Origin of the sequence: Actinomycetospora sp. TBRC 11914, from assembly GCF_012933465.1 — a bacterium.
Classification (GTDB): Bacteria; Actinomycetota; Actinomycetes; order Mycobacteriales; family Pseudonocardiaceae; genus Actinomycetospora.
This window is the reverse complement of the sequence record NZ_JABBND010000002.1, coordinates 24,974-35,922: the sequence shown is the minus strand read 5'-3', so window position 1 is coordinate 35,922 and position 10,949 is coordinate 24,974. Positions and strand designations below refer to the sequence as shown.

The following is a 10,949-nucleotide window of genomic DNA, read 5'->3' as shown; positions in this document are numbered from 1 at the left end:
CTGCCAGACCCGCGGCTACAACCCTCGGAAGGACCGCCAGATGCAGACTCAGCCTGAGGCGCGGGTCGGTCACGGCACTCTTGAATCAAGCCCGACCGACGATGATTCTCCGACGGCGGTGCCCAGCGATACCGGAATCGCGACTGCAGCAGCGAGGACCTCGACGCCCGCCGCACGAGCTGTTGACGCGACCCCGTTGTGTTTGCTCGCTTTCGCCGTCGTGACCTTCATGTTCAGCCTCATCAACGCCGGTGGGGTCTCGCAGTCGGTGTTACCGGTGGTCATCAGCACCGGGCTGATCTTCGCCGGGTTCACCCAACTCGTCGGCGGACTCATCCAGGTAAGCAACGGCGACACCCTCAACGGCGCCATGTTCTCCACGTTTGCCAGCCTCTGGCTGCTGCTGGCCGCGTATCTGGAATGGTTTTCAGCCGACGTTCCCAGCGCTCAACGCGGCGAGGCCACCGCCCTGCTGCTGTACACGTTCGCAGTTGTCGCCGCCACGTTCCTCCTCGCCTCCCTGCGTACCAACCGGGCGACGGTGCTCGCGCTCGGCAATCTCGTGGTGACCTTGATCGTCCTCGGCGCCGGGAACGGCGGCGCGCACACCGTCCTCATACGAATAGGTGGAATCACCGGCATCCTCCTCGCCGTCCAAGCGCTCCACCTGGCCGCCGCCGGCTTGAGTAGGCACAGCTACGGGCGACAAGTCGTGCCGCTCGGTGACCTCCCATCCCGTGAGGAGCAGCCCGGCTGAACCGCCCCGGCGAGTCCGGAGAGGCTTGATGTGCCCCGGGTCTGGTGGAGTCGGGTTGCTGAGTTCACGCGGTCACGGGGGCGTGGAGCTTTTCGACGTCAGCGAGGAGGCGAGTCCGGACCTTCTCTGCCTGGGCCGCGGCGCCGGACCCGGCAGGCACGGTCTCCGCGAGGTAGTGACGCCGCTGTGTCACAGGGTCGAGACCGGCGTAGACGCGGACTCTGAGCGCCCCGCTGGGCAACGTCGTGATCGTGCCTCGTTGGCGGCGACGAGCAGCCTGCTCCGTGGGCATGAGGGGAGGCTAGCGCCTCTCGCACCACGTGTGATGTCACGCTCACAGGCCAACGGAGATCCATCGGCCTGTGAGCTGCGTCGGGACGACAGGATTTGAACCTGCGACCCCTTGACCCCCAGTCAAGTGCGCTACCAAGCTGCGCCACGTCCCGAACCGCTGCCCGACCGCTGCAGCAGCGACGACACTACCCCACGCCGTCGCCCGGCCCGCTCGCCGGGTCGCGCCCCGACAGCTTCAGCAGCCGGTCCACTCCGGAGGCCTCCTCGGCGTCCGGGAGCGGTGCTCCGAAGGGGCCGCCGGGCATGCCGGCGAACTGCTCGGCGAAGGGCAGGCAGACCTCGACGTCCTCGGTGGTGACCGTGAACGGGGCGCCGATGGCGGTGGCGAGGTCCCAGCCGTGGAGCACGACCTCGTCGAGCGCGACGACGCCGAGCGCCGCCCGCGGCATCGTCATGCCCCCGGCCTCGTCCTGACCCTCCCAGGCCTCGGGCTTGCGCCACGCGTCGGAGAGGTCCTTGAACGACTCGGCGAGCAGCTCCCGCCAGCCCTCCGGCAGGCCCGAGGCCGGCGGCTCCCCCGTCAGCTCCTCGCGGCGGGCGACCGCCGCGAAGTGCGCCGTGAAGCCCGCCATGTGCTCGATCAGCGACCGGACCGGCCAGGCCTCGCACGGCGTCGGCAGGTCCAGGTGCTCGTCGGTCACGAGGGCGACGACGCGGGCCGCCGCGGCCGTGGCGGGGAAGAAGTCGTGCATCCGGGCCTCCTGTGGTCTGGCACACATCCCACCAGGCGCGCTGCTCGGCCGCATCTCACGACTGCCGTACGCCGACCGTGCTGATCCCGGGCATTGACCGACAACCCTGTTGAGGAAGACTACGACCGTCCGTTCCCCGAAGCGGAGGTCCGCCATGAGCCTTTCGGCCGGGAAGTGGCCGTTCTCGGGCCGGACGACGGAACTCAACGTAGTCACCCGCGCACTGAGCGGACACGGCGTCGTGGTGATCGCCGGGGCGTCGGGCGTGGGGAAGAGCCGACTCGCCCGGGAGGTCGTCGCGCGGGCCGCCGACGCCGCCGGGTCCGGGATCGCGGTCGCGACGGAGTCCGCCCGCGACGTGCCGCTGGGGGCGTTCGCACCGTGGCTGCGCGTCCACGCGCCGCACGCGCCCGACGTCACGACGATCCAGGGCGCGACGGAGGCCCTGGAGGCCCACGGCGCGTCGTACGTCCTGGGCGTCGACGACGCCCACCTGCTCGACGGCGTGTCCGCGACGGTCCTGCACCAGCTGGCCCTGCGCCGCGCCGTCCGCCTCGTGGTCACGGTCCGGACCGGCGAGCCGGCGCCGGACGCCGTCACCGCGCTGTGGAAGGACGACCTCGCCGAGCGCATCGAGCTCGCACCCCTCGACGCGGAGCAGACGCGGGCCCTCGTGCGGGCCGCCCTCGGCGGGCCCGTGGAGGCCGCGACGGAGCGCCGCCTGCACGCCACGAGCGGCGGCAACGTCCTGTGGCTCCGTCACCTCGTCGAGTCCGAGCGCGCGGCGGGGCGCCTCGTGCGCGATGCCGAGGCGTGGAAGCTCGACCGGCCCCCGACGATCTCTCCGGCCCTCGACGAGCTGGTCGCCGCCCGACTCGGACGGCTCTCGGACGCCGAACGGCGCGCGCTCGAACTGCTCGCGCTCGGCGAGCCGCTGGGGCTGTCGCTGCTGGAGCGGCTGGTGCCGGCCGAGGACCTCGAGGCGCTCGCCGAACGCTCGCTCGTCACGCTGGAGCGCGACGGGGCCCGCAGCGAGCTCCGGCTCGCGCACCCGCTCTACGGCGAGGTGCTCCGGGGCCGGATGAGTCCCATCCGGGGTCGACGCCTGCGGAGCGAGCTCTCCGAGGCGCTGGGGGCCACCGGCGGGCGCAGGTCGGGCGACGAGCTGCGTCGGGCGGTGCTCGCCCTGGGCGGCGACGGCGCGCCCGACCCGGACATGCTGCTCAAGGCCGCGTCGCAGGCCGCCTCGCTCGCCGACGTGGAGCTCGCCGAGCGGCTCTTCCGGGCCGCGCGCGACGCCGGCGCCGGGTTCGCGGCGCACATCGGGCTCGCCCAGATCATGACCTGGCTGATGCGGCCCGACGAGGCCGAGGCCGAGCTCGCCGCCGCCAGCGCGGCCACTGTCGACGACGACCAGCGGGCGCAGGCCGCCGCGACGCGGTTCTCGCTCCTGCACTTCGTGCTGGGGCGCCCGCAGGACGCGCGGACCGTCCTCGACGAGGCCGAGGCGAGCACCACCTCCGTCGGCGCCCGCGCGACCTTCCGCGCCGCGCGCGCCACCCAGGCCGTCGCCGAGAACCGGCTCGACGAGGGCCGCGCCGCGGCCGAGGACGCCCTCGCCGTGCCCGACACCCCGCCCCTCGCGCTCATCTGGGCGTGCTGGGCGGACGGCCTCCGGCGCGCCGTGACGGGGGTGGGCGACCCGGTCGCTCCCCGGATCCGGATGGGCATCGATGCCGCCCGCCGGACCGCCGACGCGGCCACGTGGCAGATGAACCTCGGGTACGCCGACGTGCTCGACGCGTCGCTGTGCGCCGACTTCGACCGGGCCCGCGCACGGGTCGACTGGCTGCGGGAACAACCGGGGCCGTTCGCGGCGCCCTTCGTCGCGCTCTACGAGGGACGGATCGCGCTGGAGACCGGGCGGCCGGCCACGGCCGTCCGGCTCATGGAGAGCGTCATCCCGTACTTCCCCGGGCTGGGCGGTGGATGGACGAAGCTGCTCCACACGATCGTCGCCGAGGGCCTCGCGATGATGGGCGACGCCGACGGCGCGCGGACGGCACTGGATCACGCGGACAAGGCGGCGCACCCCGGCGTCGTGGTCTTCGATCCCGAGCTCGAGCTGGCGCGCGGCCTGCTGTGCACCGCGGAGGGCAGGCTCGCCGAGGCCATCGCCCGGGCGACGGGGGCCGCCGCGAGTGCGCGTGCCGCAGGCCAGTTCGCGATGGAGGTGCTCGCGCGCCACACCGCGGTCGGCTTCGGCGACCGCACCCAGGCGGGCCGGCTCGCCGAGCTCACCCGGATCGTCGACGGCCGGCGCGCCGACCTCGCCCACGCGCACGCCCTCGCCGTCGCCCGCCGCGACACCGAGGGCCTCCTGGAGGTCTCGCGGCGGCTCGAGGACGCCGAGCTGCTCATCCCCGCCGCCGAGGCGGCGGCGCAGGCGTCGGTCCTCGCCCGCGAGGCCGGCCGCACGGCCGAGGCCGCCACCGCCGGCGGTCGGGCGGCCGACCTCGCGGAACGGTGCGAGAACGCCCGCACCCCGGCCCTCGTCGCGTCGGTCTCGCCGTTGCGGGTCAGCGACCGCGAACGGGAGGTCATCCACCAGGCCGCCCGCGGGCTGACCAACCGCCAGATCGCCGACCAGCTGCACGTCTCGGTGCGCACCGTCGAGAGCCACATCTACCGGGCCTGCAGCCGGCTCGGGCTCAGCGACCGCGCGGCCCTCATCGAGGCGCTGGTCCCGCCACGCCTGCGGACCCAGGCCCGCGAATTGCAGTAGCGCCTACTGCATCCCCCGGGCCCTCGGCGTTGTCACCATGGCCGCCGGCGTGGAGCACTCGGGGGTGCACGACATGGACCAGAGCCGGGACGGGTGTGCCCACGGCATCGTCATCACGGTCATCGAGACCCCGGACGGGCACCGGATCGAGCACGGGACGGGCCCCGACGGCGCCACCACCCGGCGGGACACCGCGCCCGACGGCAGCTGGACCCTCACCACCGACGACGGCCGCGGCACCACCACCGACGGCTACGGCGAGCCCGACGGGACGTCCGCCGTGACGACCAACCACGCCGACGGGTCCTACGACTGCGTCCACGACGACGGCACCGGGACGTCGGTCGTCGTCCACCGCGCCCCCGACGGCACGTTCACGCAGTCCTACCGCCGGGCCGACGGCTCCTGGTACACGATCGCCGACCACCCGGACGGCAGCCACACGGAGTCGGTCACCGGCGCAGTGGCGTCCCCGTAGGAAGCGTCAGCGCTTGCGGCCCCGCTTCTCCCGCACCCGCACGTTGATCTGCACCGGCGTACCCGTGAGCGGGAACGTCTCGCGCAGCTTGCGCTCCAGGAACCGGCGGTAGCCGGCCTCGAGGAAGCCCGAGGTGAACAGGACGAACGTCGGCGGCCGGTTCTGCGCCTGCGTCGCGTAGAGGATCTTCGGCTGCTTCCCGCCGCGGACCGGCGGCGGGGTCGCGGCGACGACGTCGGAGAGCCACTGGTTGAGCTGCCCCGTCGGCACCCGGCGGTCCCAGTTCTCCAGCGCGGTGCGCATCGCGGGGGCGAGCTTCTGCACGGCACGACCGGTGTGGGCGGAGATGTTGACCCGCTCCACCCACGGGAACCGGACCAGCGCCCGCTCGAGCTCGCGCTTCATCGCCTGGCGGCGGTCCTCGTCGACGAGGTCCCACTTGTTCATCGCGAGCACCAGCGCCCGGCCGGCCTCGACGACCTGCGAGGCCACCCGCAGGTCCTGCTCGGCGATCGGCTCGGACGCGTCGAGCAGCAGCACCGTCACCTCGGCGGCCTCGATCGCCGCCTTCGTGCGCAGGCTCGCGTAGTACTCCATCCCGGAGGCCTGATTGACCTTGCGCCGCAGGCCCGCGGTGTCCACGAGCTGCCAGGTCTCGCCGTCGATCTCGACGAGCGAGTCGACCGGGTCGGTCGTCGTGCCCGCGGTGGCGTCGACGACCGAGCGGTCCTCGCCGGTGAGCTGGTTGAGCAGGCTGGACTTGCCGACGTTCGGCTTCCCGACCAGCGCGACGCGCCGCGGGCCGCCCTCGAGGTCGACGTCGTCGCGGGGCGAGGTGGGCAGCACGTCGAGCACGGCGTCGAGCAGGTCGCCCGAACCGCGGCCGTGCAGGCCCGACACCGGGTGCGGCTCGCCGAGCCCGAGCCGCCACAGCGCGGCGATCTCGCCCATCCCGCGCTCGTCGTCGACCTTGGTCGCCGCGAGCAGCACCGGGCGGTCGGAGCGGCGCAGCGTGCGGGCGACGGCCTCGTCGACCGTCGTCGCGCCGACCTGCCCGTCGACGACGAGCAGGATCGCGTCGGCCGTGCGCATCGCGGTCTCGGCCTGGGCCGAGATCCGGGCCTGCATGCCCTTGGCGTCGGGCACCCAGCCGCCGGTGTCGACGAGGGTGAACCGGCGGCCGTTCCAGAGCGCGTCGTAGGTGACGCGGTCCCGGGTCACCCCGGGGACGTCCTGCACGACCGCCTCCCGGCGGCCGATGATGCGGTTGACCAGCGTCGACTTGCCGACGTTGGGCCGCCCGACGACGGCGAGCACCGGCTGGGCCGGACGCGCATCGTCGGGCAGTGCCTCCGCGCCCAGGTCGGCGGGGAGTTCCTGCGTCACGTGATCATCCTTCGTTCGTGATCCCCCGCCCGGCGTGCGCCAGGGCGGGGGTGAGCATGCCGCGCTCGGCGGCGAGACCCTCGAGGCGGTCGAGCACGGCGTCAACGTCGAGCGCCGAGGTGTCGACCTCGACGGCGTCGGGCGCCGCCCGCAGCGGCGACGACGAGCGCGAGGAGTCCAGGCGGTCGCGGCGCGCGAGGTCGGCGCCGGTGCTCGCCGCGTCGGCGGTCCGCCCGGCCGAGGTGTCCTCGGCGTTCCGGCGGCCGGCGCGGACGGTGTCCGAGGCGACCAGGTAGATCTTCAGGGGAGCGTCGGGGACGACGACGGTGCCGATGTCGCGGCCCTCGACGACGATCCCCGCCCCGTCGGCGACCGTCTCGTCGACGATGCGGCGCTGCTCGGCCACGAGGTGCTCGCGGACCTTGGTCAGCGCGGACACCGCCGAGACGTTGCGGGTGACCTCGGTGCCGCGGATCTCGGCGCCGACGTCCTCCCCGGCGAGCAGCACGCGCGGCTCGGCGGGGTCGGTGGACATCACCAGCGCGGCGCGGACGGCGACCGCCACGGCCTCGTCGTGCCCGTCCGCGTCGGTGCGGGAGGCATCGAGCGCCAGCCCCGCCCGCATCACCGCGAGGGTGGCCGCGCGGTACATGGCCCCGGTGTCGAGGTAGCGGGCACCGAGGCGAAGAGCCAGGCCCCGCGCGGTGGTGGACTTGCCGGTGCCGGAGGGCCCGTCGACCGCCACGACACCCTGGAGCACCATCTCCGGCCGGTCCACGGCACGCCTCCCAGCGACATCGACACCCTGCCGGGACTCCATTGTGCCAGGTGCGGCTGCGCTACAGCCCGACCGCCTTGTAGAGCGACCCCACCTCGTCGCGCCCCAGCTTGCGCAGGGTCCCGGCCCGCTGGTTGCCGAGGTGCACGTCACCGACGGCGGTGCGCACGAGGCGCTCCACGGGCTTGTCGACCGCCTCGAAGATGCGGCGCACGATCCGGTTGCGCCCCTCGTGCAGGACCACCTCGACCATCACCCGCGCGCCCGACCGGTCGATCACCCGGAAGCTGTCGACCGCCGCCGGCCCGTCGTCGAGCTCCACCCCGGCCCGCAGCGTGCGGCCGAGGTCCTTCGCGATCGGCGTGCGGATCTCGGCGAGGTAGGTCTTGGGGATCTCGTAGGACGGGTGCATGAGCCGGTTGGCGAGCTCGCCGTCGTTGGTCAGCAGCAGCAGGCCCTCGGTCGCGGCGTCGAGGCGCCCGACGTGGAAGAGCCCCTTGGTGCTCCCCGCCTTCTCCAGCACGACGTCGCCGACGCAGCGGCGGCCGTGCTCGTCCCACATCGTCGAGAGCATCCCCTCGGGCTTGTTCAGCGCGAGGTGCACGGTCTCGACGTCGGTGACGACGCGGCTGCCGTCGACGTGGATGACGTTCACCGTCGGGTCGACGCGGCGGCCCATCTCCTTGACGACCTCGCCGTCGACCTCCACCCGACCCTGGCGCATCAGGATCTCGGCCTGCCGCCGCGAGGCCACGCCGGCCTCCGCGAGCACCTTCTGCAGGCGGATTCCCTGCTCACCCTCGGTCACGGTGCCCCAGGGTAGTCGTCGCCCCGGCTGCGCAGCCGTGCCGGACCTCGTGGTCGGTGAGCTCGCCGGTGTGGAGGCGCCAGTAGTGCTCCGCGATGTCGTCGGGGTCGTACGCGGTGCCGGGCTCGACGGGGCCGCCGACGGTCACCGACGCGATGTGGACCCGGTCCTGCCACGCCGTGAGCAGCTCGACGAGGCCCCGGACCCCGACCTTGCCGAGTGACAGGCTCGTGAGCGCCGGGTCCGGCGTCGGCATCCCGGAGGTGACGACGAACGTCCCGGCGGGCATGCGCGGCAGCAGCTCGGCCGCCGTCGTGATCGCCCCGACGACGTTGACCGCGTAGGTCTCCAACACCGTGGCCTGGTCGAGCTCACCCGGCTCGTGGGCTCCTCCGACGACGGGGCTTTCCTGCCACTGGATGCAAGCAACGACGCTCCGCTGGCGTCGAGGCGATCACAGCTCGTCGATGTCGTCGACCTCGGGCAGCAGCGGGGCGATCGGCGGCAGCTCGTCGAGGGAGGACAGCCCGAGGCGCTCGAGGAAGAGCTCCGTCGTCCGGTACAGGGTGCCACCGCTGGACGCGTCCAGCCCCGCCTCGACGATCAGCCCCCGCGCGGACAGCGTGCGCATCACGCCGTCGACGTTGACCCCGCGCACCGCCGCCACCCGGGAGCGCGTCACCGGCTGCCGGTAGGCGACGACGGCGAGGGTCTCCAGGGCGGCGCGCGTCAGCCGGGCCCGCTGGCCGTCGAGCACGAAGCGCTCGACCCACGGCGCGAACCGGGCCCGCGACGCGTAGCGCCAGCCCTCGTCGGTGACCCGCAGCTCGAAGCCCCGGTCCGCGTAGGACGCGGCCAGGCGCTGCAGCGCGGCCGTGACCCGCGCGACCGGCTCCTCGAGCACCTCGGCGAGCTGGCCCGCCGGCACCGGCGCGTCGACGACCATGAGGACCGACTCGATCGCGGCGTCCAGCTCGGCGTCGTCGGTGAGCGCCGGGAGGTCCTCGTCGGGCGCGCTCACGGCGCCTCGTCGACCGGAGCGGCCGGGTCGAGCGCGGCGCTCCCCCGGTCGTCGGAGTCGGGGGCCCAGCGGACGGCGAGCTCGGCGAACGCCTCGTCCTGGTCGAGCGCGACCTGGCGCGACCGGTACATCTCCAGCACGCCGAGGAACCGCCCCACGACCTCGACGCCGTGCGTCGCGTCCGCGCACAGCTGCGCGAACGTCAGCCGCCCGGCGTCGCGCAGCCGCCCGGTCATGATCTCCACCTGCTCGGGCACCGAGACCGACGGGGCGTGCAGGTGGTCCAGGCCGACGGTCGGGGGCGGCGCCGGGCGGAACACCGCCGCGGCGATCTCGGCGAACCCGGCGGCGTCGACCCCGAGGTCGACCGGCGGCAGCAGCGCGGTGAGCTCCTCGGGCAGCGACACCGCCCGTGGGTAGCGCCGCCGCGCGGAGCCCTCGAGCTCGCGGAAGAGCGCCGCGACCTGCTGGTAGGCCCGGTACTGCAGCAGCCGCGCGAACAGCACGTCGCGGGCCTCGAGCAGCGCGAGGTCCTCCTCGTCCTCCACCTCGGCTGCCGGCAGCAGGCGCGCGGCCTTGAGGTCGAGCAGCGTCGCCGCGACGACGAGGAAGCCGGTGGTCTCCTCGAGGTCGGTCGCTCCGCCGAGCGAGGCGGTGTAGGCGATGAAGTCGTCGGTCACCCGGTGCAGCGCGACCTCGGTGACGTCGAGCTCGTGGCGCCCGATCAGCTGCAGCAGCAGGTCGAACGGGCCGGTGAAGTTCTCCAGCCGCACCTGGAACCCGGTGCGCTCCGGGGCCTCCTCGAGCGCCGTCACCGGGCGATGACCTCGCGCGCCAGCGCCCGGTAGGCCTCCGCCCCCGCCGACTTCGAGGCCCACCGGGTGATCGGCTCGCCGGCCACGGTGGTCTCCGGGAACCGCACGGTGCGGTTGATGACGGTGTCGAACACGAGCTCGCCGAAGGCCTCCACGACGCGGGCCATCACCTCGCGGGTGTGCAGGGTGCGCGGGTCGTACATGGTGGCCAGGATGCCGGTGATCTCGAGCTTGGGGTTCAGCCGGTCCTGCACCTTCTCGATCGTGTCCATGAGCAGCGCCACCCCGCGCAGCGAGAAGAACTCGCACTCGAGGGGGATGAGCACCCCGTCCGCGCAGGCCAGCGCGTTGACGGTGAGCAGGCCGAGCGACGGCTGGCAGTCGACGAGCACGTAGTCGTAGCGCTCGATCGCGGGTGCGATGGTGCGCCCGAGGGTCTGCTCGCGCCCGACCTCGGTGACCAGCTGCACCTCGGCGGCCGACAGGTCGATGTTGGACGGCAGGAGGTCGAGGCCCTCGACGGTCGTCGGGCGGATGACGTCGTCGATCGTGACCGACCGCTCCATGATCAGGTTGTAGATCGTGGTGTCGAGCTCGTGGGGCTGCACGCCCAGACCCACCGACAGCGCGCCCTGCGGGTCGAAGTCCACCAGCAGCACCCGGCGGCCGTACTCCGCGAGCGCCGCGCCGAGGTTGATCGTCGAGGTGGTCTTGCCGACGCCGCCCTTCTGGTTGCACATCGCGAGCACCGTCGCCGGCCCGTGGGAGCCCAGCGGGGTGGGCTCGGGGACCGCGCGCCGGGGCCGCACCGCGGGGTCGACGGGGTCGGCGGCCCCACCGGTCGACGCCTCGGGCCGCCCCGGCTCGGGTGGCCCCATGTGCAGGGAGTCGGCGTCGAAGAGTGGTGCCGACATGCCCGCGCCTCCTCCCCGTCCCGTCCGACTCGGGCTCCGCGGCCGCCGCTCGCCCCGCCGCGTCGCGGACATGCCGCCGCCCTCGTCGCCGATCAGGCTAGGAGGCGGGTCCTACGGGAGCCATCACGACTCGCCGGGTGTGGGCAGATCGCCTCCCGGGC

Annotated in this window: 11 protein-coding genes and 1 tRNA gene; 3 read left to right on the top strand and 9 right to left on the bottom strand. The window is 73.8% G+C overall.

The window, feature by feature from the left end; genetic code table 11:
• The first annotated feature begins 40 nt into the window (after nt 1-40).
• Complete coding sequence (locus HH311_RS06060) at nt 41-757, top strand: acetate uptake transporter (protein WP_169182732.1); 717 nt, start codon at nt 41-43, stop codon at nt 755-757.
• 372 nt (nt 758-1,129) lie between these two features.
• On the opposite strand, the gene HH311_RS06055 is transcribed toward HH311_RS06060, so the two are convergent.
• Both HH311_RS06055 and HH311_RS06050 read right to left on the bottom strand, forming a co-directional pair.
• A tRNA-Pro gene (locus HH311_RS06055) sits at nt 1,130-1,203 on the bottom strand.
• Between the two features lie 33 nt (nt 1,204-1,236).
• Nucleotides 1,237-1,803, bottom strand: a complete 567-nt coding sequence (locus tag HH311_RS06050; protein WP_169182731.1) for a TIGR03086 family metal-binding protein — start codon at nt 1,801-1,803, stop codon at nt 1,237-1,239.
• A 154-nt stretch (nt 1,804-1,957) separates the two neighbouring features.
• On the opposite strand from HH311_RS06050, the gene HH311_RS06045 reads away from it, so the two are divergent.
• A complete protein-coding gene (locus HH311_RS06045) occupies nt 1,958-4,588 on the top strand; it encodes a LuxR C-terminal-related transcriptional regulator (RefSeq protein WP_169182730.1) in 2,631 nt (876 codons plus the stop codon).
• 37 nt (nt 4,589-4,625) lie between these two features.
• Nucleotides 4,626-5,066, top strand: a complete 441-nt coding sequence (locus HH311_RS06040) for a hypothetical protein (protein WP_169182729.1) — start codon at nt 4,626-4,628, stop codon at nt 5,064-5,066.
• 6 nt (nt 5,067-5,072) lie between these two features.
• Here the strand turns inward: HH311_RS06040 and der are convergent, their stop codons facing one another.
• From der to HH311_RS06005, 7 genes are all read right to left on the bottom strand, one after another.
• The gene (der, locus tag HH311_RS06035) at nt 5,073-6,452 is read right to left on the bottom strand and encodes a ribosome biogenesis GTPase Der (protein WP_312029975.1); all 1,380 of its coding nucleotides are present in this window, start codon (nt 6,450-6,452) and stop codon (nt 5,073-5,075) included.
• 4 nt (nt 6,453-6,456) lie between these two features.
• A complete protein-coding gene (cmk, locus tag HH311_RS06030; protein ID WP_169183091.1) occupies nt 6,457-7,215 on the bottom strand; it encodes a (d)CMP kinase in 759 nt (252 codons plus the stop codon).
• A 76-nt stretch (nt 7,216-7,291) separates the two neighbouring features.
• The gene (locus HH311_RS06025; RefSeq protein ID WP_169182728.1) at nt 7,292-8,038 is read right to left on the bottom strand and encodes a pseudouridine synthase; all 747 of its coding nucleotides are present in this window, start codon (nt 8,036-8,038) and stop codon (nt 7,292-7,294) included.
• A complete protein-coding gene (locus tag HH311_RS06020; RefSeq protein WP_211189757.1) occupies nt 8,025-8,393 on the bottom strand; it encodes a hypothetical protein in 369 nt (122 codons plus the stop codon). Before HH311_RS06020 ends, HH311_RS06025 begins: the two co-directional genes overlap by 14 nt.
• Nucleotides 8,394-8,492: 99 nt before the next feature.
• Nucleotides 8,493-9,059 (bottom strand): SMC-Scp complex subunit ScpB, encoded by a 567-nt coding sequence (gene scpB / locus HH311_RS06015; RefSeq protein ID WP_312029974.1) that lies wholly within the window; start codon nt 9,057-9,059, stop codon nt 8,493-8,495.
• Nucleotides 9,056-9,874, bottom strand: coding sequence for a ScpA family protein (locus HH311_RS06010; RefSeq protein ID WP_169182727.1), 819 nt, complete (start codon nt 9,872-9,874; stop codon nt 9,056-9,058). The genes scpB and HH311_RS06010 overlap by 4 nt, the downstream gene beginning before the upstream one ends.
• Complete coding sequence (locus HH311_RS06005; protein ID WP_169182726.1) at nt 9,871-10,788, bottom strand: ParA family protein; 918 nt, start codon at nt 10,786-10,788, stop codon at nt 9,871-9,873. The genes HH311_RS06010 and HH311_RS06005 overlap by 4 nt, the downstream gene beginning before the upstream one ends.
• Nucleotides 10,789-10,949 lie beyond the last annotated feature (161 nt).

Coding starts and splice junctions, on each gene's coding strand:
- HH311_RS06060 (WP_169182732.1), top strand. CDS start 41: ATGCAGACTCAGCCTGAGGCGCGGGTCGGTCACGGCACTCTTGAATCA.
- HH311_RS06050 (WP_169182731.1), bottom strand. CDS start 1,803: ATGCACGACTTCTTCCCCGCCACGGCCGCGGCGGCCCGCGTCGTCGCC.
- HH311_RS06045 (WP_169182730.1), top strand. CDS start 1,958: ATGAGCCTTTCGGCCGGGAAGTGGCCGTTCTCGGGCCGGACGACGGAA.
- HH311_RS06040 (WP_169182729.1), top strand. CDS start 4,626: ATGGCCGCCGGCGTGGAGCACTCGGGGGTGCACGACATGGACCAGAGC.
- cmk (WP_169183091.1), bottom strand. CDS start 7,215: ATGGTGCTCCAGGGTGTCGTGGCGGTCGACGGGCCCTCCGGCACCGGC.
- HH311_RS06005 (WP_169182726.1), bottom strand. CDS start 10,788: ATGTCGGCACCACTCTTCGACGCCGACTCCCTGCACATGGGGCCACCC.